The organism is Brachybacterium equifaecis, from assembly GCF_023509525.1.
In the GTDB taxonomy this organism is placed as follows: domain Bacteria; phylum Actinomycetota; class Actinomycetes; order Actinomycetales; family Dermabacteraceae; genus Brachybacterium; species Brachybacterium equifaecis.
This window is the reverse complement of record NZ_JAKNCJ010000001.1, coordinates 518,084-543,869: the sequence shown is the minus strand read 5'-3', so window position 1 is coordinate 543,869 and position 25,786 is coordinate 518,084. Positions and strand designations below refer to the sequence as shown.

At 66.6% G+C, this 25,786-nt stretch carries 29 protein-coding genes, 2 tRNA genes and 1 pseudogene; 17 read left to right on the top strand and 15 right to left on the bottom strand.

The window, feature by feature from the left end; genetic code table 11:
• Positions 1–18: 18 nt before the first annotated feature.
• From Bequi_RS02480 to trxA, 7 genes are all read left to right on the top strand, one after another.
• Positions 19–384 (top strand): ArsR/SmtB family transcription factor, encoded by a 366-nt coding sequence (locus Bequi_RS02480; RefSeq protein WP_075866894.1) that lies wholly within the window; start codon positions 19–21, stop codon positions 382–384.
• A gap of 13 nt (positions 385–397) precedes the next feature.
• A complete protein-coding gene (locus tag Bequi_RS02475; RefSeq protein WP_075866893.1) occupies positions 398–916 on the top strand; it encodes a carboxymuconolactone decarboxylase family protein in 519 nt (172 codons plus the stop codon).
• 15 nt (positions 917–931) lie between these two features.
• A tRNA-Cys gene (locus Bequi_RS02470) sits at positions 932–1,005 on the top strand.
• Positions 1,006–1,151: 146 nt separating this feature from the next.
• On the top strand, positions 1,152–1,535 hold the full coding sequence (locus Bequi_RS02465) for an ArsR/SmtB family transcription factor (protein ID WP_249736402.1): 384 nt from the start codon (positions 1,152–1,154) through the stop codon (positions 1,533–1,535).
• A 2-nt stretch (positions 1,536–1,537) separates the two neighbouring features.
• Positions 1,538–2,479, top strand: coding sequence for a cation diffusion facilitator family transporter (locus tag Bequi_RS02460; RefSeq protein ID WP_084451532.1), 942 nt, complete (start codon positions 1,538–1,540; stop codon positions 2,477–2,479).
• Positions 2,480–2,600: 121 nt separating this feature from the next.
• Positions 2,601–3,215: a CueP family metal-binding protein gene (locus tag Bequi_RS02455; protein WP_075866891.1), complete on the top strand. Its 615-nt coding sequence runs from the start codon at positions 2,601–2,603 to the stop codon at positions 3,213–3,215.
• 94 nt (positions 3,216–3,309) lie between these two features.
• Positions 3,310–3,633 carry a thioredoxin gene (gene trxA, locus Bequi_RS02450; protein WP_084451534.1) on the top strand — a complete coding sequence of 108 codons (324 nt, stop codon included), beginning with the start codon at positions 3,310–3,312 and terminating at the stop codon, positions 3,631–3,633.
• 256 nt (positions 3,634–3,889) lie between these two features.
• On the opposite strand, the gene Bequi_RS14340 is transcribed toward trxA, so the two are convergent.
• The 3 genes and pseudogenes from Bequi_RS14340 to Bequi_RS02435 form a co-directional block, all read right to left on the bottom strand.
• Positions 3,890–4,387, bottom strand: a complete 498-nt coding sequence (locus tag Bequi_RS14340; protein WP_240730252.1) for a hypothetical protein — start codon at positions 4,385–4,387, stop codon at positions 3,890–3,892.
• Positions 4,388–4,430: 43 nt separating this feature from the next.
• Positions 4,431–4,811: pseudogene (locus Bequi_RS14335) on the bottom strand (DNA cytosine methyltransferase); the annotation flags it as partial.
• 594 nt (positions 4,812–5,405) lie between these two features.
• The gene (locus tag Bequi_RS02435; RefSeq protein ID WP_129666707.1) at positions 5,406–5,612 is read right to left on the bottom strand and encodes a hypothetical protein; all 207 of its coding nucleotides are present in this window, start codon (positions 5,610–5,612) and stop codon (positions 5,406–5,408) included.
• Positions 5,613–5,879: 267 nt separating this feature from the next.
• On the opposite strand from Bequi_RS02435, the gene mobF reads away from it, so the two are divergent.
• From mobF to Bequi_RS02420, 3 genes are all read left to right on the top strand, one after another.
• On the top strand, positions 5,880–9,416 hold the full coding sequence (mobF, locus tag Bequi_RS02430) for a MobF family relaxase (protein ID WP_084451581.1): 3,537 nt from the start codon (positions 5,880–5,882) through the stop codon (positions 9,414–9,416).
• Between the two features lie 169 nt (positions 9,417–9,585).
• A complete protein-coding gene (locus Bequi_RS02425) occupies positions 9,586–9,960 on the top strand; it encodes a hypothetical protein (RefSeq protein WP_075866889.1) in 375 nt (124 codons plus the stop codon).
• Positions 9,960–10,355: a recombinase family protein gene (locus tag Bequi_RS02420; protein ID WP_075866888.1), complete on the top strand. Its 396-nt coding sequence runs from the start codon at positions 9,960–9,962 to the stop codon at positions 10,353–10,355. The genes Bequi_RS02425 and Bequi_RS02420 overlap by 1 nt, the downstream gene beginning before the upstream one ends.
• Here the strand turns inward: Bequi_RS02420 and Bequi_RS02415 are convergent.
• Positions 10,275–11,288 carry a DNA-processing protein DprA gene (locus Bequi_RS02415; RefSeq protein ID WP_075866887.1) on the bottom strand — a complete coding sequence of 338 codons (1,014 nt, stop codon included), beginning with the start codon at positions 11,286–11,288 and terminating at the stop codon, positions 10,275–10,277. The genes Bequi_RS02420 and Bequi_RS02415 overlap by 81 nt on opposite strands.
• 266 nt (positions 11,289–11,554) lie before the next feature.
• On the opposite strand from Bequi_RS02415, the gene Bequi_RS02410 reads away from it, so the two are divergent.
• Genes Bequi_RS02410 through Bequi_RS02400 form a run of 4 tightly spaced genes read left to right on the top strand, consistent with a single transcriptional unit; the run spans position 11,555 to position 15,683 of the window.
• Positions 11,555–12,352 (top strand): hypothetical protein, encoded by a 798-nt coding sequence (locus Bequi_RS02410; RefSeq protein WP_084451538.1) that lies wholly within the window; start codon positions 11,555–11,557, stop codon positions 12,350–12,352.
• A 2-nt stretch (positions 12,353–12,354) separates the two neighbouring features.
• Entirely contained in the window at positions 12,355–13,557 is a 1,203-nt protein-coding gene (locus Bequi_RS02405; protein WP_165357936.1) for an XRE family transcriptional regulator, read from the top strand.
• 12 nt (positions 13,558–13,569) lie between these two features.
• Positions 13,570–13,818, top strand: coding sequence for a DUF2188 domain-containing protein (locus Bequi_RS14420; protein WP_083669149.1), 249 nt, complete (start codon positions 13,570–13,572; stop codon positions 13,816–13,818).
• Complete coding sequence (locus Bequi_RS02400; protein WP_075866886.1) at positions 13,812–15,683, top strand: DEAD/DEAH box helicase; 1,872 nt, start codon at positions 13,812–13,814, stop codon at positions 15,681–15,683. Before Bequi_RS14420 ends, Bequi_RS02400 begins: the two co-directional genes overlap by 7 nt.
• Before the next feature lie 317 nt (positions 15,684–16,000).
• Here the strand turns inward: Bequi_RS02400 and Bequi_RS02395 are convergent, their stop codons facing one another.
• The 4 genes from Bequi_RS02395 to Bequi_RS02380 all read right to left on the bottom strand — a co-directional run bounded on the left by Bequi_RS02395 (position 16,001) and on the right by Bequi_RS02380 (position 18,086).
• Positions 16,001–16,303, bottom strand: a complete 303-nt coding sequence (locus tag Bequi_RS02395; protein WP_075866919.1) for a helix-turn-helix domain-containing protein — start codon at positions 16,301–16,303, stop codon at positions 16,001–16,003.
• Between the two features lie 363 nt (positions 16,304–16,666).
• Positions 16,667–16,804: a hypothetical protein gene (locus Bequi_RS02390; RefSeq protein WP_249736401.1), complete on the bottom strand. Its 138-nt coding sequence runs from the start codon at positions 16,802–16,804 to the stop codon at positions 16,667–16,669.
• A gap of 60 nt (positions 16,805–16,864) precedes the next feature.
• On the bottom strand, positions 16,865–17,164 hold the full coding sequence (locus Bequi_RS02385) for an integrase core domain-containing protein (RefSeq protein WP_249736400.1): 300 nt from the start codon (positions 17,162–17,164) through the stop codon (positions 16,865–16,867).
• 337 nt (positions 17,165–17,501) lie between these two features.
• The gene (locus Bequi_RS02380) at positions 17,502–18,086 is read right to left on the bottom strand and encodes a hypothetical protein (RefSeq protein WP_249736399.1); all 585 of its coding nucleotides are present in this window, start codon (positions 18,084–18,086) and stop codon (positions 17,502–17,504) included.
• Positions 18,087–18,578: 492 nt separating this feature from the next.
• Here Bequi_RS02380 and Bequi_RS02375 point away from each other — a divergent pair, with 492 nt between their 5' ends.
• On the top strand, positions 18,579–18,743 hold the full coding sequence (locus Bequi_RS02375; RefSeq protein ID WP_249736398.1) for a hypothetical protein: 165 nt from the start codon (positions 18,579–18,581) through the stop codon (positions 18,741–18,743).
• A gap of 14 nt (positions 18,744–18,757) precedes the next feature.
• On the opposite strand, the gene Bequi_RS02370 is transcribed toward Bequi_RS02375, so the two are convergent.
• Positions 18,758–19,939 carry a tyrosine-type recombinase/integrase gene (locus Bequi_RS02370; protein ID WP_249736397.1) on the bottom strand — a complete coding sequence of 394 codons (1,182 nt, stop codon included), beginning with the start codon at positions 19,937–19,939 and terminating at the stop codon, positions 18,758–18,760.
• Between the two features lie 129 nt (positions 19,940–20,068).
• On the opposite strand from Bequi_RS02370, the gene Bequi_RS02365 reads away from it, so the two are divergent.
• Positions 20,069–20,141, top strand: a tRNA-OTHER gene (locus Bequi_RS02365).
• Positions 20,142–20,238: 97 nt separating this feature from the next.
• Here the strand turns inward: Bequi_RS02365 and Bequi_RS02360 are convergent.
• The 3 genes from Bequi_RS02360 to Bequi_RS02350 all read right to left on the bottom strand — a co-directional run bounded on the left by Bequi_RS02360 (position 20,239) and on the right by Bequi_RS02350 (position 22,368).
• Complete coding sequence (locus Bequi_RS02360) at positions 20,239–20,985, bottom strand: YceI family protein (RefSeq protein WP_347271958.1); 747 nt, start codon at positions 20,983–20,985, stop codon at positions 20,239–20,241.
• Between the two features lie 121 nt (positions 20,986–21,106).
• A complete protein-coding gene (locus tag Bequi_RS02355; protein ID WP_249736396.1) occupies positions 21,107–22,060 on the bottom strand; it encodes a hypothetical protein in 954 nt (317 codons plus the stop codon).
• 11 nt (positions 22,061–22,071) lie between these two features.
• Entirely contained in the window at positions 22,072–22,368 is a 297-nt protein-coding gene (locus Bequi_RS02350; protein WP_249736395.1) for a DUF2316 family protein, read from the bottom strand.
• Between the two features lie 97 nt (positions 22,369–22,465).
• Here Bequi_RS02350 and Bequi_RS02345 point away from each other — a divergent pair, with 97 nt between their 5' ends.
• Positions 22,466–23,746 (top strand): hypothetical protein, encoded by a 1,281-nt coding sequence (locus Bequi_RS02345; protein ID WP_249736394.1) that lies wholly within the window; start codon positions 22,466–22,468, stop codon positions 23,744–23,746.
• Here the strand turns inward: Bequi_RS02345 and Bequi_RS02340 are convergent.
• From Bequi_RS02340 to Bequi_RS02330, 3 genes are read right to left on the bottom strand one after another with little or no spacing between them, the layout of a single operon-like run.
• Positions 23,716–24,417 carry a hypothetical protein gene (locus tag Bequi_RS02340; RefSeq protein WP_249736393.1) on the bottom strand — a complete coding sequence of 234 codons (702 nt, stop codon included), beginning with the start codon at positions 24,415–24,417 and terminating at the stop codon, positions 23,716–23,718. The genes Bequi_RS02345 and Bequi_RS02340 overlap by 31 nt on opposite strands.
• Positions 24,414–25,025 carry a hypothetical protein gene (locus Bequi_RS02335; protein WP_249736392.1) on the bottom strand — a complete coding sequence of 204 codons (612 nt, stop codon included), beginning with the start codon at positions 25,023–25,025 and terminating at the stop codon, positions 24,414–24,416. Before Bequi_RS02335 ends, Bequi_RS02340 begins: the two co-directional genes overlap by 4 nt.
• Positions 25,022–25,705 carry a hypothetical protein gene (locus Bequi_RS02330; RefSeq protein ID WP_249736391.1) on the bottom strand — a complete coding sequence of 228 codons (684 nt, stop codon included), beginning with the start codon at positions 25,703–25,705 and terminating at the stop codon, positions 25,022–25,024. The genes Bequi_RS02335 and Bequi_RS02330 overlap by 4 nt, the downstream gene beginning before the upstream one ends.
• Positions 25,706–25,786: the final 81 nt, after the last annotated feature.

Genomic DNA, 25,786 nt, shown 5'->3' with positions numbered 1-25,786 from the left:
TGGGTAAGATTGGTGACTATGAGAGAGGCTGAACACGCGCACGCCACGTATGACACACCGCACCTGGATGCGGCGGTCGAAGTCTTCGCGTTGCTGGCGAATCCGGTGCGAGTGAAGATGATCCTCGCCATTCGCGACATCGAGGCCTCTGCCAATCACCTGGCGGACATGGTCGACCTTCCCATCGACCAGACCTCCCACGAGCTTGACCGTCTGGAGTCGGCCGGGATTGTGAGTCGGCAGCGACGCGAGTCCGGCGACTTCTACCTATTGACCGGTGTGCATGCCGGGGCGCTGGCTGAGGCTGCGATCTTCCATGCCGAGCATCAGCAGCAGGAACGCATTCGTGCGGGTTCTCCCACCTCGAACTCGCGACCGAACTGACGAAGGAGGCATCATGCCCCGTTTTTCCCGATTGACCCCTGAGACCGCAGTGGGGGCCTCACGAGACTTGCTCGGCGATCTCGTCGAGCGGCACGGCGAGGTCGGAGACATGGTCTCGACGATGGCGCACTCCCCGGCGGTGCTCGGCGGTTATCTCCAGCTGAGCAAAGCCATGCGTCGCGCCAAGCTCGACCGCAAGGTCAGCGAGCTCGTTTCGATCGCCGTGCAGTCGCAGCAGGGATGCGGAATGTGCCTGGCCTCGCACATCAGCGCGGCACGATCGCTCGGGGTCAGCGATGACGAGATCGCACTCGCCCAGCAGGGTACGGCGATGACCGGCCCGGTCGCGGCGATGATCGCGCTCGGCCTCCAGGTCTACCGTGAGCCTGCGTCGATCACCGACGAGCAGATCGACGAGCTTCGGGGATACGGGTACTGCGACCGTGAGATCTCTGATGTCGTCGGGGTCGTGTCGCTGAACATTCTCACCGGCGCCTTCAACCTGGTTGCCGGCCTCACGCCGGGCGACTGATCTCGCCGGCGACTTGGTGCCTTGGCCGAGAGGATAGGCAGCGGTCTGCAAAACCGTTTACACGGGTTCGAGTCCCGTAGGCACCTCCACTTTCCGCTGAGTCCAATAGGACACGCGTCGCAGGAGGCCGGTAGTCCACCCTCGGGCGCGCCGGGACCTCTGAGCTTCATTCCGCGTCGAGCGACAGATCACACTCGACAATATCGCCCTAGAGCGATATGATCGTCCTATGACGATGATTCAACAGGAGGGGGCAACCCTCGACGAGGTGGCGACGGCAGCGTACGCCCACCTGTTCCAGGCATTTGCGGAACCGACGAGGTTGGCGATCGTGCAGCACCTCGCCTCGGGTGAGCACCGGGTCCGCGATCTGGTCGAGCACATGGGCCTGGCCCAGTCCACGGTGAGCAAACATGTCGGCTTCCTGGTCGAGTGCGGCCTGGCGACGATGCGCCCGGAAGGGCGCTCCACCTGGTACTCGCTGACACAGCCCGAGCTCCTGCGTACCCTCATCGCCGCTGCCGAATCCCTCCTCGATGCCACCGGCACGCAGGCCCTGCTCTGCACGCACCTGCGACTCCCACATATCCACCACGCGACAGATACGGAGAAGAAGTAGACATGGGCGCAGGACACAATCACGGCCCCGCCGCTAGCGAGACCGGGCACCCCGGAGATTTCCGCAAGAAACTCTGGATCGCATTCTCGATCACCGCGACGATCGTCGTCGCCCAGGCCATCGGCTCGGTCATCACCGGCAGCCTCGCGCTGCTGACCGACACCGCCCACGCCATCACCGATGCCTCCGGCCTGCTGGTCGCACTGATCGCCGCGACGCTGATGCTCAAGCCCGCCAACTCCAAGCGCACCTGGGGGTTCCGGCGTATCGAGGTGATCGCAGCCCTCGGACAGTCGGCACTGCTGCTGGTGGTGGGCACGTACGCCGCCATCGAAGGCATCCGGCGACTGTTCGAGCCGCCGGAGGTGCCCGCAAGCGAACTGCTGATCTTCGGCATCATCGGCCTGGTCGCGAACATCATCGCCATCACCATCCTCGCCTCCAGCCGCGGTTCGAACTTCAACATGCGCGCCGCGTTCCTCGAAGTCCTCAACGACGCTCTCGGCTCGCTCGGAGTGATCATCGCGGCGATCGTCATCGCCACGACCGGGTTCATGCAGGCCGATGCCATCGCCGGACTGCTCATCGCCACACTGATCGTGCCTCGCGCGTTCAAGCTGATGCGCGAGACCACTAGCGTCCTCATGGAGTTCACTCCTAAGGGCCTCGACCTCGACAAAGTCCGCTCACACATCCTCGAACTCAACCACGTCCAGGATGTCCACGATCTGCACGCCTCCACTGTGGCGACCGGCCTACCGACCCTGACCGCCCACGTCGTCGTCGACGACGAGTGCTTCACCGACGGTCATGCCGCCCAGACGCTCCAAGAGATCAAAGACTGCGTCGCAGGACACTTCGAGGTCTCCGTCCATCACTCGACCTTCCAGATCGAGACCGAGCACATTGCCGAACATGAACCGGAAGTCAGCAAGCACGACTGAACGCAGCGCCCCCTCCCGGGCTCGTACCGGGCGGGGGCGCTTCCGCATCACGCAGGTAGGCACTACCCCTATGGGGTACTATGGCCAATTGGCACCGCGGGCAGACACGACAAGGAATCCCATGAAGAACCTCAGGTCATTCCCGAAGTACGGCGGGAAGAAAACCGCTGCAATCACCGTCGTGGTCGGCGCTTTCCTGCTCACCGGATGCACGGCCGCCAACGACTCACCCTCAGTCACCTCGGCCAGCGGAGCCGAGATCCTTGCCGAGAATGGCCTCGACGGCCTCGACGTGCGGGAGCTGATCGAAACGCTCGATGCGATCCCGCTGGACGATCGCACGGAGACCTTGACCACGTCGATCACTGCGGAGACGGTCACGCTCACCGATCAGCACGAACGCACGGCAGAGGTGCGGTTGCCCAGTGACGAGATCTACGTATCCGTCGCCCCGTATCGGTCGCAGACCCATGATTGCTACTACCACAGCCCGACCGGATGCCTGGGTGAGCTGCGCAACGCAGACGTGGCCGTAACGGTGACGGATGCGACGACCGGCGAGACGATCGTTGACGAGGAGTTGAGAACCCTCGACAACGGCTTCGTCGGGATCTGGCTGCCCCGAGGCATCGAGACATCGATCTCGATCACCCACGACGGCCAGACCGCCACCTCCGAACTTTCGACCGTCGGCGACGATGCGCAAACCTGCCTGACCACGATGCGACTGGTCTGAAACCAGCACCACGGGAATACCCCCACAGGGTAGGGCGTTGTGGTGTGCGTGCGGTCTATCGCACGCGACGTGTAACAGGAAGGAAAGCAGTCCCATGAGCGAAGTCATCACCGTCGACACCCAGACCTTCGATGAGGTTGTGCTCCAGAGCGAGGTTCCCGTTCTCGTGGACTTCTGGGCGGCCTGGTGCGGCCCGTGCCGTGCGATCGCGCCGGTCCTGGACCAGATTTCGGCCGAGCAGGATGGAAAGCTCCTCATCGCCAAGCTCAATGTCGACGAGAATCCCGACATCGCCTCGCGCTACAACATCAGTTCGATCCCTGCGATGAAGGTCTTCGACAAGGGTGAGATCGTGCGCGAGATCATCGGGGCGATGCCGAAGCCGCAGATCGAGCAACGCCTCGAAGGCATTATCTGAGGCTCGGCCGTCGAACTGTTCCCGAACTCCGCCGACCGTTGCGCGGCAGTTGATGGTCGCCCGACTCAGCGTGGTTGCATACGTAATGCAAGACTGCGCAGTGCAACGAGCGCTTGAAGTGGCAGGACCCCGTTACCCAAGGCGGTCTTCTGCTGATTTGCAGTCAGTTCACCCATCGGATCGGTGATCCATCCGGCTGGCAGACCCATAAGCCATTCCACGAACTTCGGCGACGGACGTGGCCCTCTGTCCTCGTTCAGAACTGCGGGGGCAGGGGCGGCGTGTCCGGTGATGTGCTCCCATCGTGCGATGGCCTCGGCGTAACGTCCCCATCGGCGAACACGGTCTCGATCAGGTTGAACAGTGTCTCCGAGTCGTTCCTGTTGGTCGGTGAGCCATCCGGTCCGTGCAGGGCGAAGTCGATGACCTGGTGAGACAGGGCGATCGTTCCCCGCCGGGCTCGTACTTGATCCAGCGTTTCCCCGCCTCGGGAGTAGTCCGAAGCCAGCGGAGTGCGAAACAAGGTTCTGGGGGTGTGCGGTGATGAAGACTCGGAACCTGTGGTGTGGTGCGCCGGCCAGGGATTCGGGTAGGCCGATCCATTGCGCGTCATACCGGAGGTCGGCCAGATCGCCGAGTACGGCTCCGAGTGCCCGAAGAGGTCGAGCTGGCTCGTCTCCCAGCACCCGAGGTCGGGGTTCCACGTCGCGAGGGGTTGCGTGTGCGGAGGTTGCATCATCGTGATTGCGGGCACGGGTTGCTCCTTGTCTCTGGGGTCTGGTTGCGGTTGCGGAGAGCAGGCCACGCACGTTCTCGATTACTACGAGCCGGGGTTGCAGCGCCTCGATGGCCGAGACCATGTACGACCAGAGACCAGAGCGGGTACCGGGCGCGAGGCCCGCGCCCTTGCCGACGGTCGAGACGTCCTGACAGGGGAACCCTCCGATCAGCACGTCGACTGCAGGAACGGCGGTCCAGTCCACGGCCGCAATGTCACCGAGATTGGGAGCTTCCGGCCAGTGATGAGTGAAGACGCGAGCGACAGGAGTGTCTACCTCGGAGAACCAGATCGTTTGGCCGCCGGTAGCGTGTTCGACGGCGAGGTCGAGGCCGCCATATCCGCTGAACAGCGACCCGATCCGTGGCGGGCGATCATCGCTGGAAGGTGTGTCGTGCATGAGCGCTCCGGCGGGTCGGTGAGCCCGATTCCGAACCCCGTTCTGGGTCCTTCGTCAGGCAGGTCACCTGCCAGGTGCTCGCTCGCCCTCACCCATCAGAAGGCCAGCTATCAGCACCCTCATCGTCTGTTCACCTGAACTGTCTGCCGACCGTCGAGAGGCACCACTTGAGCCTGTCGTCGCTCATCGTTCCAAGCTCCCGTTCCGAGCGATCACACCTCTTGCAGATCGCGGGGGAACGCCCAGCCGCATGCAAAGCTGACCTTCCGAAAGTGCTATCGCTACTTCGGTTCAGAGGTCGTCGAGGGTGGCGGTGAAGTCGTCGGTGCCGCCGGTGGCGATGAACCTGGCTGCTGTAGTGCTGGCACACCACAGCGCGAGCTCTGACAGGGGAGCAGGCGATGAGTAAGGAGACTTCCCCGGTAGCCGTCTCGGCCTCAACGTACAGATGAGCCTGCTCCCTGCCTGGCCATGGCGGGATCAGACGCAGTACCGCTGGTCGGCCGATGTCGTCATCGACGTGGTACTCGGCATCCAGTAGCACCTCGTCGCCGGGACCGCGAGGTGACCACCGCTCGTGATCGTCGACCTTCTTCATCGCAGTGGCGCCCCGATGATCCGTACATCCATTTCGACGTGTGCGAGGACCAGACCGCTGTCGAGACGCGATGCGGTGTCGTTGGCTTTGAGCAGTCGCAGGAGCCCTGCAACCAGGACGGTCTCACCGGCGTCGAGCCGCGAGGCCAGTTGCGCGTCGATGGGGTTGCGGACTACGGCCTCGATGGCGGGCGCGGAATGCAATCAGGTTGCTTCCCGACCACTCGATGCCGAAACCTCCCAGCGGGAACCGTGTTGCACCGTCGTCGCCCGCGATCGGCGTCTCGACCACCAGAGCGCGAAGGAGCCCTGTCACCTGCAACACGTCCACCAACATGCACGTCACTTCACCGCTCACGAGACAGCCGTGTCGATGGCCATCTCGCATGTTGGGGTGGCGACCTCGCCACCGACAGTCGGCGGCGAGGTCGTGCGGAGTGCCTGGTTCACCTGGTCGGCGTGACGGTCTCGATGCGGGTGATGAGTGCGGGCGACGGGTATAGGTACCTGCTGCGCACGATCGCGGCTGCCGATGGTGACCGGAGCCTGTCGACCCCGTTGACGAGGTATTACACGGAGGAGGGAACTCCGCCGGGTCAATGGCTGGGGTCCGGGCTCGCTGGCCTGGGTGACGGGCAGCTCGCGACGGGTGATCAGGTCTCCGAGGCGCAGTTGCAGCTGCTGATCGGGATGGGCCGTGACCCGCTGACGGGAGACCCGTTGGGGCGGGCGTTCCCGGCCTATCGGCCGCTGGCTGAGCGGGTGAGGGCGCGAGTCGATGCGTTGCCAGAGGAGTGGGATTTCGGGACGCGGGATGCAGCGATCGCCGAGATCGAGACCGAGGAAGGCAGCCGCCGTGTCCGCCGGCCGGTGGCTGGGTTCGACTACACGTTCTCGGTGCCGAAGTCTGTCTCGGTTCTGTGGGGTATCTCTGATGCCGGTACGCAGGCGCTCATCGCCCAAGCCCACCACGAGGCGATCGGCGATGTGCTCGATCTGATGGAGCGCGAGGTCGCCGCGACCCGCACCGGCACGACCGCCGGAGACGGAGCGGTCGCCCAGGTCGACGTCAAGGGACTGCTGGCCACAGGGTTCGATCACTACGACAGCCGCGGCGGCGACCCGCAGCTCCATACGCATGTGGTCGTGTCGAACAAGGTCCAGACGGTGCTCGATGACCGATGGCGCTCGCTCGATGGCCGGCCGATGCACGCGGCTGTGGTCGCGCTATCCGAGCACTACAACGCGATCCTGGCCGACCGGCTCACCCGCAGTTTCGGGATCGAGTGGGAGGCCCGCGACCGGGGACGTGACCGGAACCCGGCATGGGAGATTGCCGGTGTGCCGGAGTCGTTGATCGAGGCGTTCTCGACCCGCTCACGCGACATCGACGCCGAGACCGACCGGCTCATCGAGGCGTTCGTCAGCGAGCACGGCCGCCGCCCCTCGGCCAGGACGATCGTCAAGCTCAGAGCACAGGCCACGCTGGCGACCCGGCCCGAGAAAGAGGTCCGCTCGCTGGCGGACCTCACCGCTGACTGGCGCACCCGCGCCACCGGCCTGCTGGGCACAGACGCGACCGAGTGGTCCCGCACGGTCACCGACAACCCGGCGGCGATGCTGCTACGGGCCGATGACATCCCGCTGGACACGGTGGCCGAGCTCGCAGGCGAGGTGGTGGCCACGGTGAGTGAGAAGCGGGCGACGTGGCGCCGGTGGAACCTACACGCCGAGGCGAGCAGGCAGACCATGGGCTGGCGGTTCGCCTCGCCCGAGGACCGCGAGGCGATCGTCGCGATGATCGCCGATGCCGCCGAGCAGGGATCGCTGCGCCTGACTCCGCCGGAGCTGGCGACCAGCCCGGTCGCCTTCCAACGTGACGACGGGTCCTCGGTGTTTCGTCCCCGACACTCCACCGTCTACTCCTCGACCCAGCTCCTCGAAGCCGAAGACCGGCTCCTTGCCCGCACCCGCGATCGGTCAGCGCCCACTGTGCCACTGGCGACGGTGGAGAAGACCATCGCCAAGCCCGACGCCTACGGTCGACGGCTCGGGCCGGATCAAGCGGCCGCGCTCGAACAGATCGCCGTGTCCGGGCGGATGCTCGATCTGCTGGTCGGCCCGGCCGGTGCGGGCAAGACCACCGCCATGTCGGCGCTGCGCCGAGCGTGGGAGGCCGAGCACGGCACCGGGTCGGTGATCGGGCTGGCGCCCTCGGCGGTCGCCGCGCAGGCCCTGGCCGATGACCTCGGCATCGCAACCGAGAACACCGCGAAGTGGTGGCAGAACCACCTGATGCACGGCACGACCTTCGATGCCGGGCAGCTGGTGATCATCGACGAGGCATCCCTGGCCGGCACCCTCTCACTGGACCGGCTCACCCACGTCGCCGAACGGGCCGGGGCGAAAGTGCTGCTGGTCGGCGACTACGCCCAACTCCAATCCGTGGATGCCGGCGGCGCCTACGGACTGCTCGTGCATGAGCGCGACGACGCTCCTGAGCTCGTCGACATCCACCGTTTCACTCACGAGTGGGAGAAGACCGCCTCACTGGACCTGCGCCACGGACGCACCGACGTCATCGACACCTATCTCGACCACGGCCGGGTCACCGGCGGCGACTCCGAGCCGATGATCGACGCGGCGTATGCGGCCTGGCGGGCCGACCGCGACCAAGGCCTCTCCTCGCTGCTGATCGCCGAGACCCGCGAGGATGTCATCAGTCTCAACGCTCGTGCCCGCGCCGACCTGATCCTGGACGGCACCATCAGTCCCAGCCGCGAGGTCACCCTCACCGATGGCACCAGCGCCGGGGTCGGTGACCTGATCATCACCCGCCGTAACGACCGCCGGCTACGCAACGGCAAGGACTGGGTCCGCAACGGAGCCAGGTGGAAGGTCACCGACGTGCGCGAGGACGGATCGGTCACCATCCGCCAGCCCGGTAAACGGGCCGGCGGCAGCATCGTGCTCCCAGCCTCCTATGTCGCCGAGCACGTCGACCTCGGCTACGCCGTCACCGCCCACCGCGCCCAGGGCCTGACCGTCGATACCGCCCATGTGCTGGTCGAGCCTGCTACCACGCGGGAGAACTTCTACGTCGCGATGACCCGCGGCGCTCAGTCCAACCAGGCCTATGTGATCCTCGACCGCGCCGACGACGACCACACCGAACCCCACCCCTCGGACAACCCCGACGCGAGCTCGCGCAGCGTGCTCTACGGGGTCGTGCAGCACTCCGGCGCCGAGCTGTCCGCCCACGAGACGATCACCGCCGAGCAGGACCATTGGGGCTCGATCGCGCAACTGGCAGCCGAATACGAAACCGTCGCTGCCGCCGCGCAGAAGGACCGCTGGGCCGCCCTCATCCGTGACAGCGGCCTCGATGACGAACAGGCCGACTCGGTGCTGGTCTCCGATGCCTTCGGTGCGCTGACCGCCGAGCTCCGGCGGGCCGAGGCCAACCACCACGACATCGACCGGCTGTTTCCGCGTCTGGTGGCTGCTCGCGGGTTCGACGATGCCGAGGACATCGCCAAGGTGCTGCACTACCGGCTCGCCCGCGCCACCGCCCAGACGGCCGGCTCGGCCCGCGCTCGCGTGGCCCCACGGCTGATCGCTGGTCTCATCGCCCGCGCCGATGGCCCGATGACCGATCAGATGCGCCAGGCTCTCGATGAACGCCACCGGCTCATCGAGCAGCGAGCATCAGCCGTCCTCGACACCGCCCTGACCGACAAGCAGCCCTGGACCCGGAAACTCGGCCCCACACCGGATGAGGAGAAGGCGGCGAGACGGTGGCGATCCAGTGCCCGCGTGGTCGCCGCCTACCGCGATCGCTACCAGATCACCGACACCAGCCCGCTTGGGCCACCGGCGCAGAACGACGCGCAGAAGGTCGATCGAGCCCGCGCCGAGACCGCGCTGCGCCGCCTCACAGCCAAGCCCGGCCGCCCCGAGCAGGACCGCGCTGTCGCCCAGCGGCAAGGCCGCGACCTCGGCCTATAGGCCAGCGAGTAGAGGTCACGGGCGTCTTCCGGTCCACGCCGTTCGGGCGTATCCTGGCAGCAGAGGCGGGTTTCATTTCGCTCACTCGGCCGTTCGCGGTCGGCCCTCACCGGGCCCTTTCTCAACGCACCGTCTCGTTCATCGAACGTGCGATTGAGAGGAGCCCATCATGTTCCGGCTGATAGCCGCAGCCAGCATCCGCATCCGGTTTTTCCTGCGTTGCTACATGCCCACCAACATCCTCGCCGACGCCATCCGTACCCGGCGCGGCCACAAGTGGGGACCGGCAGCAATGCTGCTGGCCGGCCCGTACTTCCTGCTCGCTGTCTGGTTCGTCCACCTCATCGACACCGGCGGCCCCGGCTGGCTGCATCTGCTCGTGCTGCTGGCGATCTGGAACGGGTTCAAGATGCTCTGGCTCGGCCCGCTGGGCATCGCCTGGCTGCTGCGTGCCCGCCTGGCCGAACGCGGCAACCGCAGGCAGCACGCCCCAGCACCCGAGCATGCTCAGACCTCCGATGCGGACCTGGCGGGGGTGGCCTGATGCGAGCGCTCATCTACACCTCCAACGCCAGCGTGAACCGCAAGCACCGCGAGTACCAGCAGGCCCTATGTCTCCGGCATGCCGGAGAGAAGGGATACACCGTCCTCGACATCGTCTACGACGTCGGAAGGGATCGGACGGAGATGGAACGGGTGCTCGACCGTGCCCGAGCTGGTGAGTTCGACGTGCTCGTCACTATCAACCTCGCCCGGCTGGGTCGCCATTACCCTGCCGTCCGGGCGCTCGTGGACGAGTTCGAGGCGGCGGGAATCACGCTGTATCTGTGCGATCAACCGGTGGCGTCGGCCAGCCAGCTACAGCTCATGGCCGTGATGGCCGCGTTCGATGCTTCCGCGAGCATGTCGAAACGAATCAGGGCCGGCAAGGCCGGCTGACTCCCTGTTCTGTGTAGGGGCACGGTCCAGTAGGGTGGTGACATCGCGTGCGTTCGTCACCGCCCGTGCTGTGCCATCACGCAGCAGCAGATTCGTGCCCGTGCTCGCCGCCGAGGTCACCGGGCCGGGCACCGCGCCGACAGGGCGGCCCAGGCGGCGTGCCTGCTCGGCCGTCACCAGCGAGCCCGAGCGGGCGCCGGCCTCCACGATCGTTGTGGAACCCGAGAGCGCCGCTTCGATCCGTGCCCGCGCCAGGAACCGGGTCCGCGAGGGCGGTGCTCCCAGGGGCGCTTCGCTGATGCGCAGGCCCACGTCACCGATGCGGTCGAGCATGTCGGCGTTGCCGCGAGGATAGAGCCGGTCGGCGCCGCCGGCCATCACAGCGATCGTGTGACCGCCCTCCGCGAGAGCCGCACGGTGCGCCGCAGCGTCGATCCCGTACGCCCCACCGGAGACCACGACCATCTCGTTACGTGCCAGCTCGGCGGCCACTTCGCTGGCGACCTGTTCGCCGTAGGCGGTCGAGGCTCGTGCCCCGGTGATCGTGGCCCGTTCACCGACGTGGGTTCCCAGCAGCGACTCCGCGCCCTTGGCCCACAGCACCAGCGGTGCCCGTTCGCCCAAGTCTTCCAGCGAGGTCGGATAGTTCGGATCGCCGGGGATCAGCGTGGTGTACCCGTGCCGCTCGGCGGCGACCATCGTGGCCTGCACGGTGCGGGCATCGACGTTCGGGTTCCGTTTCGCCCGCCACAGGTCCGCCTCGACTCTGTTCAGCGCCGGCGCCGGACCATCACCGGTCAACGCTCGCACGGCCTCTGCCGCGCCGACCTGCGAGACCACCCAACCCGTCAGTGGCTCACCAGGGTCCACCAGGGACGCCAGAACGACGCGCCCGTACCGTTCGTTGAACCCCAGCGCACTGAGCCCATCCATCACGCTCTCCTCTCATCGCTAGAGAGCAGGTAGGCCAGGACACCCCGCAACCCACACGCGGACCGACGTCGGCAACTGCGCCGAAACGCTACTCAGGAGGCTCTGCCCCACACTCTCGCCAGCGAGCGTCGACGGCGATAACGACGGGGCGGGTCCAGCCGCCACGCACGGGTTCGCAGGGCAGCGCGGTGCTAGTGCGGCCCGTCAGACACGCCTCTGGTTCAGTCTGGGGCCAAGCTTACTGCCTATGGGTGTAGACTCGTTACATGATCGATCGAGATGAGCTGATTGCGGAGCTGAACGACACTGGTGTACTCGGGGCGATCCGCTGGGCTTACCTCTCGGCGACCGAGCGCGTACTTACGGACTACTCCGCGGCGGCCGGCCATGATGCGACGTGGGTCGGCGTGAGCCGTTTCACGCTACTCCGGGACCGGCTTGACCGTGTCTTCTCCTGCGGAAACTATTCCGTACCTGAGAACATCGACGGCGAGCTGAGCCTAGATGTGCTTCATGCTGAGTTGTCCGATCGCGACATCGCGACGCTTCCCGACATCGATCCGACCTTGGTGTCACGGGCGAACTTGAGTGGTAGCCCTGGCTGGGCGCACGGTGGAGTCCGCTGGCTTCTCGCCTCCGCACCGTTCGGCAAGCTTGACGGGCTTTCGTGGCCCCAAAAGAGCCCGACCAAGCAGCGAGTCGCACAGCAACCCAGCACGTACGCCGATCAGCCCACGCTGTTTGACCACTTCACGGCAGACGAACAGGCTGGACTCGCCACTGCGGTGTCCGAACCCCAACTCGATCTGCGCACCCTCGTTGTAGCTCACTCACTGGAAGCTGACCATGGCAACCGCGAGTTGACGATCGGTCAGCCCCGCTTGAACGCCGGGGGCGGTTCGGCCTGGTATTGGCGCCACGACCTACTGCAGCTGCCGCCGGATGACGGTGGTCGACTCCGCCCGACTAAGCCTGCGCCGACAGGTCCTGAGGATGCACCTGACGCTCCCGTCCGTCTGCGCCGTCCCGCGGCCGAACACCACGATCTCCGGAAGGACGCCTGAGAGTGAGCGATACCGATCGCACGGCCTCGGCCGCCGTCTTCTTTGATGGCGCACGCCTAACCCTGGCACGTAATCTAGCCGGTCTTCGTAAGAGCCAGCTTGCATCATTAGTCAATAAGAGCCCGACCGCCGTATCCGCATGGGAAACTGGAGCCAAGCGCCCAACGGCGGCCACCGTGGCTCAGCTTGCGCTCGGCCTATCTGTAAACCCCGGATTCTTCGCTGCGCGACCGAACGACATCGCGAAAGTCAGCGCACTGCCGCATTTCCGCTCGCTGAGATCAACTAGCCAACTTGCACGAGATCAGGCATTCGCCTACGGACAGGTGGCTCTCGACATTTCCGAATCGATTGAGCGCCACGTCGAGTTCCCGGGGATAGATATTCCAAGCTCGCCAGTAAACACTGACGAACTTGACAATGATTCACCGGAAGAGGCGGCCCGAGAGCTGAGAAGCGCATGGGGTATGGACGCTGGCTCCGTTGGACACCTTGTTCGCGCCCTAGAAAATCACGGGGTGCTCGTTGTTTTCAGTCCTGAGCAAGCTGCTTCAGTTGACGCATATTCCTTCGACAGCAGGCTGCGGCCGGTCGTGGTGTTGAACCCCGTTAAGCGAGACTACTATCGGCAGCGCTTCGATGTCGCCCACGAACTTGGACACCTCGTCATGCACGCAGACGCCGAACCAGGCGGCCGCATTGTCGAGGAACAGGCACACCGCTTCGCATCAGAACTCCTCATGCCAGCTGCGGAGATTGCAGACGAACTACCGTCGGCGATGAACCGGGCTGCGTGGGTAGCCCTCGGTAAACTTAAAGAGCACTGGGGCGTGAGCATCCAGGCCCTTCTCTTCAGGGCACGTCGACTTGGTCGACTGAACGATGTTTCCTACCGCAACGCGATGATGACGCTGTCGTCACGAGGATGGCGACGCAGTGAGCCCGGCCTCATCACGACAATAGAGCACCCCTCCCTTCTGCCACGCTCTATCGAGCTCCTCAGACAAGAGGGCGTTGTCGAACACGATCTCGTCGAACAGTGCCGTGTGCCGACCGAGCTCTTCCGAACGGTGACGGCAAGGACTCCGCTTCCATCCGAGGAAGCCTTGGACTCTCAAACGGCGCAGAAAACGAGCGACGGGCGCAAGGTCGTCTCACTACTACCACGATTGAACCAGGCGAGCCCTCAAGCTCGTGATCAGTAAGGGAGAACCCAAATGGGCAAGCCGAACAAGCGCCTCGTGCAGGCTCGTGACGACGGAAAGTGGGAGGTGCGCAAACCTGGTGCCAAGCGGGCAAGTGCTATCACCCCTACGCAATCCGATGGGATCAAACGCGGCCGCGAGATTCTCAGTGGTGATGGGGTGGCGAGCTCCAAGTCCGGTCGCGGCGAGGGACGATCCGTGAGCAAGACACTATCGCTCCAGGTAACGATCCTCGGTCTTCTAAGGGATAAGAGATGCTGACCAATACCGAAATAGCAGCCCTTTTCCAGGAGACGCCGGCTGCAATCAGAGGCAACCAATCGCTCCGTGAACCTCAGCAAGAAGGTTGGACCTCTGCGATGGAGTTCTTCAACGGAGGAGGTCAACGTGCTATCGAGCAAATTCCTGTGGGATGCGGAAAGACTGGGCTGATCTCGGTCTTACCATTTGGGATTGCGAGGGGCCGGGTGCTTGTCATAGCGCCCAACCTGACGATCCGCGATCAGATCGCAGAGGCCGTCAACGTCTCCAGCTCGGACAACTTCTACCGCAGAGCAGGTGTGCTGGCCGACATGAGCGCCGGCCCTTTCCGTGCGGTTCTGGACGCCGATGCCAACCTCAGCGATTGCGACGACGCACACATCGTGGTCACCAATATTCACCAGCTAGCTGAACGTGCAGATCGATGGCTACCTCATTTCTCCGAAGATTATTTCGACCTGATCATCGTCGACGAGGGGCATCACAATGCTGCGCCAAGTTGGCAGAACGTCTTTGCGAGATTCCCGTCGGCACGCGTTCTCAGCCTTACCGCTACACCGTTCCGCGCTGATGAACAGCCCGTCGAGGGTGAGCCGATCTACCAGTACACTTTTCGAGATGCGATGCAGTGCGGCTATATCAAGGAGATGACGTCGTCGAACGTTGCGCCGAGCGAGTTGTACTTCACGTATCGTGGCGATGAATACCAGCACACCCTCTCGGAAGTTATGGAGATGCGTGAGAACGACTGGTACTCCAAGGGTGTTGCCCTTGCACCACAGAGCAACATCTCTATCGTTGACCATTCGATACAGTGGCTTCGCCATCTCCAAGAAGGTGGCCTACCGCATCAACTGATTGCTGTCGCCTGCTCGGTCGACCACGCCAGACAGATTCGTGGCCTCTACCAGGAGCGAGGCATCAATACACGAGAAATTCATAGTGGACAAAACGCAGATGAACGCGAAGAAGTCCTCCGGGAACTGCGAAACGGCACCCTTGATGCGATCGTCCAAGTTCAAATGCTCGGTGAGGGATTCGATCACCCGCGCTTGTCTGTTGCGGCAGTGTTCCGTCCTTTCCGTTCGCTTAGTCCATATATTCAGTTCGTCGGGCGTGCAATGAGAGTAAACGTGCAGAACGCTCCAGGGCATGCGGACAACCAAGGAGTCATCGTCTCACATGTCGGGTTGAACATTGATCGGTTCTGGGATGACTTCAAGTCAATTGACCGCGGTGATCAAGAGCTGATTCACGACTGGCTCGAATCTGATGAGATAGTACCCGGTGGCGACAGCGACTCTACGGGGCGCCGTCGTCGCCTTGCTCACGACATGGACGTCACTCAAGAGATCATTGATCGGTTTCTCGCAGACCCCTACTTGGACCCGGCTGACGACACGCTGATCGACAACGCAATGAACGTCCTCCGTGAACAAGGTCTAGACCTTGAGAGCTTGGGCCTCGACCGAAGCGAGCTTCAACGACGCCTTGGGCAGGCGCGTCACCGTCCCGTTCCAGACACTCCGGAGCGCATCCCAGTCCAGCCTCAGGCACACCGCCAGATGTTGCGTCGGCGACTCAATGAGCAAACTCGGTCGGCGGCCAATCGCATCTGTGATGCGCTCGGACAGCGTGCCGCAGGACGCCGCATCGCACTCCTTGGAGGAACCGGCGCACAGAATAATTTGGCCGCGGTGATTGTACTCATGAATCGTGCGGTGAACACTGAATTGGGGATCGAAAACAACGAGCGTCGCGATCAGAACACTCAGGCGCTTGAGCGAGCAATCTCCATGCTGGATGACATCGCCGATGTCGTTCAAAACGAGCTTGAAGGGAAGCTCGCTGATGCCAGCGACTAGATCAGTGTTGTTGAAGTTGTCCGTGAGGACTGCTGAGCGGCTATCGCGATGTTCTCGAAACAAGAACCACGAAATCATGAAGGGCAATACGAGATTCGTCGTGAAGGAGCCGGGCCCAGGAACGCCGGAGAAGGGGTACTGTGCTGAATGTGGAGCGGCGATGCTGCGGAAGGCAGCTGCTGACGTTGCTGTTCTTCAGGAAGAGTTGCGATCGCTTGAACCAAATGATTAGAACTGGCAGCGTGCCAACGTTATTGCCAGTTCTGAAGCTCAAGATCATCCTCATAGATGAGCGACACCGAGCGGATCCTTAAGCTTCACATGGCACGCCGCCCACGAGGGCGGATGGTTCCGCCGCAGGCGACCACCGCGGCACGCACAGCCTCATCACCGACACCGAGCCGAGCGGCGACCTCGACGAGCGTCATCCCATCCGTATAGAGGCGAGTCGCCTCCTGCGCGTCTCGCTCCGAGAGCGAACGTCGACGCGGGCTGATCTTGGCCTTCGCGGCTATCTCGCGCACCGTTGAACGATGCACACCGAACCGTTCCGCCAGCAGCCTCACCGGGACACCCGAGGCATAGCCATCGAGCAGTTCAGCGCGAGTCGAGGCGTTCAAACGGGTTTGACTCTGCGTCGAATTTTCCGTGACCGGGCCCCGCTCATCTATGATCGGACCACGCACTCGCGCCGGTCTCGACGGCCTCGACCCCCTAAGAACGCGGTGAATCAGCGTCCGCAGAGGCTTGCGGGGGTTTGAGAAGCACCCAGCCAGGTCCACCAGGTCAGACCGTGTATGTGCACGGGACGAATGCGTCCAGGTGTACCCGATGGTGGACCCATTGGGCGCACATGCGACCCCTGCTAGGCCTGGGGTAGGTCTGAGGTGGGTGTGGGACGTTCGGGCGAGCGCCCCGGGCGGCATCCCCGGGCACGACGAAAGGCCCCCACCCACCCGTGAGGGTAGGCGGGGGCCAATCGGTCAGTACGAGCCCGGCGGGGCGGGGTCGGCGGTGATGCCAGCCATCTTGTGTGTGAATCCCGTGATCGTCGCGCCATCCGGGATGCCCGAGAAAAACACCTCCCACCGCGCCTGGTTCGTATAGTCCGGGAGGGCCATCACGGTAGCGTCAGGCACCACGGTGTCGACGCCATCGGCGTCACTCACTGTTGTCCCGCGTCAAGTAGTTGGCAGGATTTCCTTAGTTTTGAATGCCGCGCCACCTGGGCCGAGTACCGGCATGCGCGCCGGATTCGAGGTGGTGGGGTCGGCCAGGCCCAGGTACACCTCCTTGGGCCGGTTCCATGAGATGGCCTCGTGGGGCCGGAGCTCGTTGTACTCGATCCGGTAGTTCTCGGCCCGCTCGGCGAGCACGATCGCGTCGTCAATCTCGTCCAGGTAGAGCCGTTCGTACTTCAGCGTGCCGAAGCCGCGTTCACGGGACCCGTTCTGCCCCGGGGTCTTCACTCGAGTGCGCACGTGGTGTAGCTCGGGGTGGGCGGCGATGAAGGACTCGAAGCGGAAGACCGGAACGGCCCGCCGTTGTCCGTCACGATGGTCACCACGGGCAACAGCTCACCGGTCTCGGGATCGACCGGGCAGGCCTCGACCAGCGGGTGACCGAACATGGCCTCGTAGTCGGCCAGGGCCAACTCGATTGCGGCGATCAGGTCGGCAGGGTCGAAGGGGCCGACCCAGGTGCGCGTGAATTCCTGCCGGGCGACCAGAGAGACGTGGCCAGAGCGCCACTGGTCGATGCGGAGGGTGTTGCCGTCGCCGTCAGTCAGGGGTCTTGCTAGTCATGGGATGAGTCCTCTCAGATGGTCTTGGTGTAGGTGGTGGGCTCGCCCCCGCCATCGGAGACAGGGGCGGTGCGGGCGGCGCGCGTAATCGTGCCGATGGACACGTACCCGGAGTCCGTTGTGTAGGGCTGGCCTGCGATGGTGACGGTGCGGATCGCCCGGGACCGGAGCCCACTGCCGTAGGCGACCTTGGCGCCCCAGGTGAATGTGCCGGTCGCCCAGGTGGTCGGGCCGGTCTGCGTCCACGTGCCGGTGTAGCGCAGCTCCCACACCGTGTAGCCGCCCTCGGTGCGCTGATAGGTGGGGGCGGTCCAGCCGCCCCCGGTGCCGGTCCAGACGGTGGACGCGGGGACGATCTCGGCGGAGTAGTAGACGGTCAGGGTCGCGCTATCGGGGCGGGTCGTGGATTTCGTCACCCGGAGCCCCAGGCCCGTGTCCTGCGTCGTCATCGTCAGGGTCGATTCGCGGTAGGACGGCTGATACGTGACCCGCATCAGCCCCGACACTGCAGGTTCCTGCGAGACAGCCATGGCCGGGGCCGCAGTCGCCACCACCACGGCAGGCGCGGTCCACAAGGCCGCACGGCGAGAGAGAGACATGAGGGGTCCTTCCAGAGGGTGGAGAGGTGATCGAGCAGGTCGAGCTGCCTTGGATGCCGCGGGGCAGTCCCGTCCAGGTGGGCGATGAGCTGCCGCCCTAGGTGCTCCGTGTACGCGGGCGGGACAACTTGCGACAGCTCCCGCTTCGTCATCCAGTATATGCCGAGCAGGCGCTTGCACACGTCCGTGTGCGGGACGTATCCGCCGCGACGGGTCGTGCGCGCAACCGCCGTTGCGGGCCAGCGGCACGTTCGACTCGAAGAGGCGGTGCCGGACGAGCTGCAGGGGCCGCCCATCCACGTCGTCTGCGACGAGCCCGAACTCGGTGCCGCAAAGAATGAGCGGGTCCCGCAGCGGAGCGCCGGGCACGTTCTCCATGACCCAGTGCCTACCGGACGCCTCTAGGGCGTCGCGGGTCGGCTCCACCAGCTCGGGGTGCGTATTGCAGTGGAGGCTCCGGGTCGCGGAGTACGCCTGGCAGGGCGGTGATGCGTGGATCGCGTCGAACTCGTGCCCATGCTCGGCCACGAAAGCGAGAGCGTCGGCCACGTGATGCTCGAACGGGTACCGGGGCTGCGGGTCGATGTCAACGCCCACGACCTCGAATCCGGCGCGCATGCCGGTACTCGGCCCAGGTGGCGCGGCATTCACAACTAAGGAAATCCTGCCAACTACTTGACGCGGGACATGCTCATCCGGTCCATGGCGTCACGGGTCATTTCGGTGCTCGCGTGAGCGTAATGCTGACTCATGGCGACGGATGAATGCCCGAGGATCGCCTGGATAACCCGCATCTCAACCCCCGCCGCGAGGAGCATCGTCGCGGTCGTGTGCCGCGCGTCGTGGAGGCGGACGGAGGGCACCTTGGCCTCAGCGAGGATTGCGCGCCACCGCTTCGTGTCGCCGGTCGAGTGGATCGGGCGGCCCTGCGGGGTCAGGAAGATGAGGTCGTGCTCGGCGACCTGGCGTAGGGGGATCGCCTCGAGGTGGGGTTTCATCACCTCGAGGAGCGGGGCGGTCATGGGGACGACGCGCATGCCTGAGCTGGTCTTGGGGCGGGTGAGGTAGTAGCCGCCGCCGAGGTCGCGATGCTCCACATGCTGGGCGGGCTTGTCCTTGAGGCGCTGCAGCTGCCACTGCACAGTGATGGTCCCGGCGTCGAGGTCGATGGCGTCGCGCTCAAGACCGAGCGCCTCGCCCTGCCGGAGGCCGCCGAGGAGGGCGACGGCCCAGCGGGTGCAGAGGCGGTCGTGGGCGACGTGCTGCAGGACGGTCCAGGCCTGCTCGGGCGTGAGAACGGCGGTCGTCGTCGCGGCCTTGCGGGGGGCCTCTATGTGGTCGCGGTCGGCGGGATTCGCGCGGAGGTGCCCGGCGCGGACGGCGTCGCGGAGGATGACGCCGAGGATGCGGTGGGCCTGCAGGCGCGAGGTCGAGGAAAGGGGGCTGCGCTTATCCTTGCCCTCGCCGTAGCCGGTGCGCATGAGGTCGTGCATCTGCTCGACATGCGTGGTCGTGAGGTGGTCGAGGCGGACGCGCCCGATGGCGGGGAGGATCCACCGGTCGAGGTAGCCCTGGTAGGTGGCGAGGGTGCGGGGGCGGACGCGCTCGGGGGCGGTGTGCGTCATCCATCGCTCGGCCCAGACCTTGAGGGTGGGGACGGATGTGGAGATGTCGCCGTGGGCGTCGAGCTCGGCACGGAGGTCGCGAAGGCGCTTGACGGCGGTGCCGCGATCCTTGGATCGGATGGTCTTGCGCCTACGGGACCCATCGGCGGCGGGAGGCAGCTCCACGCGCGCTGTCCAGTAGCCCTGGCCGTCCTTGAACAGCGTCCCGTCTCCCTTGATCCGCGCCATGTCCACGCCCCTCCGATTGTCGTGACCCCACCGTAGCGGAGGTGGACCCATTTTGTGACCCATTCCTAGTCCTAGACGGGTCTCCCCGCCGTACCCCTGTAGTGCCGATGACCAGCGGATTTATTGATTGGGTCCCTGCTCAGGTCAGGATAGCGTCCAACTTTTAATCCGCGGGTCGTGGGTTCGATACCCACGGGGCCCACAGAAAGCCCCTCCCACCTGCACTGATAGTTCCAGTGTGCAGGATCGGGAGGGGCGAGTCCGTTGTATGTACGTTTTATCCGGCGCGACAGAATCCCTCAGCCCTGGTGATGGTCCCAGCCGTGGTGCTCGTGGTGGTCGCCCTCGTGGTGGTGATCGCCTTCGTGGTGGTGCTCGTGGTGCTCACCGCCGTGATCTTCGTGCTCCCCGCCCTGCTGCGCATCCTCGTGTTGCGGCGCATCCTCGCCGTGCTGCGCGGCGGGATCCTCGAGGAGACCGGTGGTGGTGTCGTCGGACTCCTTGATCAGCGACAGCTCGAACTCGAGGCTGATCTTGTCGCTCACCAGCAGGCCGCCCGAGTCCAGCGGGGTGTTCCAGCTGACGCCCCAGTCGCGGCGGTCGATGCGGCGGGTGCCCTCGAAGCCGGCGCGGCGGTTGCCGAACGGGTCGGTGTCCACGCCGGTCAGAGCCATGGGGATGCTCAGGCTGCGGGTGATGCCGCGGATGGTGAGATCGCCGGTGATGATGTAGCCGTTATCGCCCACCTCCTCCACGCGGGTGGAGCGGAACACCATCTGCGGGTGGTTCTCGACGTCGAAGAAGTCGGCGCTGCGCAGGTGGTCGTCACGGCCCTGCGAGCGGGTGTCGATGCTCGCCATCTCCACGAACAGCTCCACGTGGTTCGCATCCGCGTTCTCGGGATCGAACACGGCGCGGCCGGAGATTTGGTTGAACGCCCCGCGTACCTTGGAGATCATCGCGTGACGGGTGGAGAACCCGATCCGGCAATGGTCGGGATCGAAGGTCCAGGTGCCGGCGAGGGCGGAGTGGTCGGTGTCGGTCATCGCAGGCTCGTCTCTGATGGGGATGCGGAACCCCCTCACTGTAACCGGCGCCACGGTCCGGTTCCGCGCACTTCGCCCGAGATGCCGTGACGAGTCGGCGGGTGCGAGCCGGGCGAGCGGCTCAGCCGATGCTCGCCAGCAGCGTGCCGGAGCCTGCTGAGGGGGCCTCGTCGCCCTCTGCGAGGCGGATCTGCGCGCGCAGGCCCGCCGGCAGCACCTCGGCGACCCGCTCCAGGAGCGCTGCCGCCGCCTGGCGCTCGGTGCTGTCGGGAGCGGCAGTGCCCTCGGCCCCGGTGGCGAGGGGCCGTGCGGTTCGCACGTGCGCGACCAGATCGAAGGGGCTGTCGCTCTGGGGAAGACGCTGCAGGATGACGCTGGCGAGCCCGGTGAAACCGGTGTGCTCGCGCAGGATCCTCAGCGCGTCGGCCGCCAGGGGAGCCTCGTGCGCGGCGATGCCGATGCGGAACGGCGCGTGCACGAAGCCGAACGTGCTGCTCTCGGTCGCAGGGGCGGATTCCTCTCCGACGAGGGTGCACCGTGCAGGGAGGGCGCCGGGGTCGGGGAAGTCGTGCCCGGTCGCGAGGAAGGTCTCGAGCTCGGCGGGCGGCCCGTTCACGGTGAGCTCAAGGGCGATGGGGCTGGGGGAGGTGCGGACGGCGGCGGTGATGACGCCGCGCTCCATCGACAGGCGCAGCGCCTGGGTCCACACGGCGTCGTCGAGAGCACGGTCCTTCGTGCCGTTGAAGACGCGGAAGGTCCGCCGCTCCTCCCCGCGGGCATCAGGATCGAGCGAGACGATCAGCGCGAGACGGCCTGCGTGCTTCACGGCCAGGCGGTGGATCGCTGCGCCCGCGGCGTCGAGGTCCGTGGTCAGCAGCGAGGTCTCCACCCACCACTCGGTGCCGAACTCGCTGGTATGGCCCGGCCGCACCTCGGGCTCCGCGAACAGCGAGCGGTCGAGATCTGCAGCGACCTCGTTCGCGTCCTCCTGGGAGGGGCGGACGGAGCACCCGGACAGCGCGAGCGCACCCGCCGCGCAGGAGGAGGCCAGCAGGGTCCGACGGGGCACTCTCACGGCAGGCTGCCTCACCGCTCGTCGCGCACGCCGAACCAGCCCGCGGCTGCCGTGCGCGCCTGCTCGGTGAGCACGGAGTACGGGGTGAGGTCGCCTCTGACCTCGCGGACCGCCGTCTCGAGCTTGTCGCGCACCAGCCACACCTCCTCCGGGGAGCTGCTGCGGGGATCCAGGGCCAGCACGCCTGCCGTGCGCTCGGGGGAGAGGCCGGTCAGCTCGGCCAGCTGGCCGAGGGTCAGCCCGCTGGCATGGAAGTTCGCGGCGAGCTCGTCGGCCGTGCGGCCCATCTGGGCGGGGTTCAGGGACATGGGGCTCCTCCTGGGGGCCGACCCGGGTGTCGACACCCTGAGCCTAGGCCCCGCGGGATCGCCTGCGCAGGGGCTCATGTCCGATTAGTCTTCGCGCATGGGATCTCTGCCCTCGGCGCTGACGGACCTGCTGCGCGTGCCCTGGATGGGGCTGCGTCTGCTCGCCCGCCATTGGCCGACGCTGCTCGCGCTGTGCCTGCTGGGCCTCGGGCTGCGCCAGGGCGTCGTGTGGCTCGGGGTCGAGGTCTCCCGCTGGAGCTCGACGCTCGCGGTGCTGCTGATCCCGCTGGCGGGACTGGCGATGCTCGCGGCGCTCATCCTCATGCTCTGGACGACCCGGCCCTCCCTGCCGGGCCTCGGACCCGTCGCCGTGGAGCCGGGGGCGCACGGGCGCGTGCGCGCCGGTACCGCAGCCATGACCGGCCTCCTCATCCCGTTCCTCGCGATCTACGCCTCGCAGGGCTTCCTCGCCGAGGACGGCCGCACCTTCGTGCGCACGGTCATCGCCCAGGAGGCGCGGCAGAACGAGCTGGCCATGGACGTGGGCCGCCTCGATCTCGCCACCGGCTGGGTGTACGTCGCGATCATCGCGGGGGCCTTCCTCGCCCGCCGGCTCATCCGCGCCTTCCGCCTCGAGAAGCGCTCGACGGGGATCGGGATCCTCGCCGCCTACCTCGAAGGGCTGTGGCTGCTGACGCTGGGCGTCGCGGTCGCCTCCTGGTTCGACGGTCTCGTCGAATGGGTGAGCACCCGCCGCGTCATCGCCGGGATCATCACCGGCTGGGAGAGCCTGCTGGCCGGGCTCGGTCCGGTCGGTGCCGCGGCCGGCTGGGTGAGCAGCCATCTCGGCTCCCTGAGCGCGGTCATCGTCGTGCCGGTCGCCTGGCTGAGCGTCGGCGCTCTCGTCTACGGGGAGGAGCTCGCGGCGGAGAAGAAGGCCGACGAGGCCGCCGCGGCGGAGGACTCGGCAGCGGCCTCGCGCACGGCCCGCGTCGCCGCCGCGACCGGACGCCAGGCCCGCAGGCTCGCCCGGGAGGCGGCCGCACCGGTCGTCGGCCCCGTCGAGGGCGCGCTGACGGCCCTGCGGAAGGTCGCGGTCGCGGGGATCCTCCCGATGGTGTTCTTCTGCCTCGTGTTCGTGGTGTCCACGCAGATCGCGACGGTCGCGGGCAATGCCGTGCGCTGGCTGATCGGCCCGCGCAGCGAGCAGCTCTCGGCCGCGATCGAGCCCTACGCGGTGCTCGCCGGTCGCCTCTGCTACTTCATGATCGCGATCGTGCTGCTCGCCGCCGCGATCGACCGCATCCTCACGCAGGCGCGGGAGCGCGGCGAGGCGCGCGCCGCCGCTCAGGCTCCGGGGGCCGGCAGCTCGAGGTAGTCCGGCGGCTCCCAGCCGATCTGCACGGAGTCGACATCGACGCCGTCGGGCACGGAGACGAGGGCGACGCGGGTCCAGGTGGGCGGGCGAGGCCCGGCGGCGGAGGGATCCTCCACCGGCGCGTCGTCGCCGAAGCCGTAGCTCGGGCCGGGCGTCGCCGCCGGGACGCAGCTGCCCTGATCGAACGCGGCTCCCTCGCCCTCGCCCCCGCCCTCCTCGCCGACGGCGAGCGGGGTGTACCGGTCGCCGTCGGTGCCGAGGATCCGCCAGCTGCACGAGACCAGCGGCGAAGCGCTCGGGGCCTCGAAGGCGACCTCCAGGCGCACGATGTGGGTGCCCGGCTGCGAGACGTCCTGGACGGGGCCGAGATCCTCCTTGGCGGCGATGCGCGCGGCGACGACGCGGTGCACCGGCACGCCGCTCGGCGCGATCTGCACGTCGAGCCGCGACCAGCCGTCGGCCTCCGCGGTGTGCGGGGCGGACATCGTCGTCGGCAGGTACACGCTCTGGTACTGCATGGCGGCGGTCCCGAGCGCGAGCAGCAGTGCGGGGCCGAGGAGGATGAGCCCTGTGCGGTTGCGGCGCAGGAACGACTGGGCGAGAGGGGCGAGGAGCCTGCGCCTGCCGCTCGCTTCCGCCGTGCCGACGGGGCTCGGGGCCGCACGGCTCACAGCGGTGCCTCCTCGGGAGCGGACGCGGGGACCTCGAGCGGCATGGAGCGCTCGCGCCAGGACTGCGCGGTCGCGGCGTCGATCCCGAGGTCGACTTCCGCCACGGCATCGCCGCGCACGGAGCCGTTCACGGGGATCACGACGTGCGCGCCGGGGATGGCCTCCACCGGCATCTCCACCGCGATCGGGCAGACCCAGGGGACGTGCGGCTGGGCCTCACCGCATGCGGCCGGGACGTCGGACCTGCTCTGGGCGTAGACACGGCCGTCGGCCGATTCGATGCTCACCCCGCTGAGGGAGACGGGCTCGCGATCGCCCTCGATGCGCACCGTCACCACGACCCAGACCCCCGAGTCGGAGTGCGAGGCCGCGCCCGAGGGCGTCACGACGACGCTCGCCCCGTCGACCCCGAGGACTTCCACGCGCGCAGTGCGCAGCGCGACGCTCTGCCCGATGGCGCCCGTGCGCACGAACGGATCGGCGACGCTGTCGCGCACCGAGGGCACGGCGCTGTTGACCCAGGAGCCGAGGCCGAGCGCCGCCAGGGCCAGGCCTGCGGCGACGGCGCTCAGCGCGCGGGAGCGAGGAGGGGTCTGGGGCGCGCTCATGAGGTCGCCCCGGTGCGCGCGCCGACCAGGGGCACGAGGATCTGCACGCGCGGGGTGCGGTCCCAGTACGCGGCGCCGTCGCTCAGGATCGAAGAGCGCCAGGTGTACCCGTGCACGGTGACGGCGACCTCTGCGGGCGCAGCCGCCTGGTCGCTCTGCTCCCATACGAGGACGGCGGACTGGGGGAGATCCGGCTGCAGCCCGGAGACGGGCACGGCGTCCTCGGCCTGCAGGATCTCGGGACCCGCCTCGTAGTCGGTGTCGCCGGCGGGCGCGCCGAAGCGGGTGCGGCCGGCGAGGTCGGAGGAGAACGCGCGCGTGAGGGTGAGCCCGGCCATCGGGCGCGGATCGGTGGTCGTGAGCATCGCCGGCACGAGCACGTAGTGCGAGCCGTCGACGTCCGGGAGGCCGAGCTCGTCATCCGAGTCGACGATCCGCCCCTGCTCCAGGGTCGCGACGAGCGGGCTCGCGCTCGCCTCGGTGCCGACGGCGCCCCGGGGGAGGTCCGCCGCAGCCAGCGCGCTCGAGCGGAAGCCGCCGAGCGCCCACGTCACGGCGATGACCAGCAGGGCGCCCAGCAGCAGGAGATTGCGCGGGGTGGCCTGCGCGGCCGCCCAGCCGGCGAACGCCGATCTCACCGCGGCAGGCTTCTGCTCCGAAGGGGGAGGCGTGCTCACCATGGCGCCACACTACTGCGCCGCGCCGCCTGATTCGGGCGATTCGGCGGGAGGGCGCTGCGCGGATCCCGCTGGGGCCGCTCA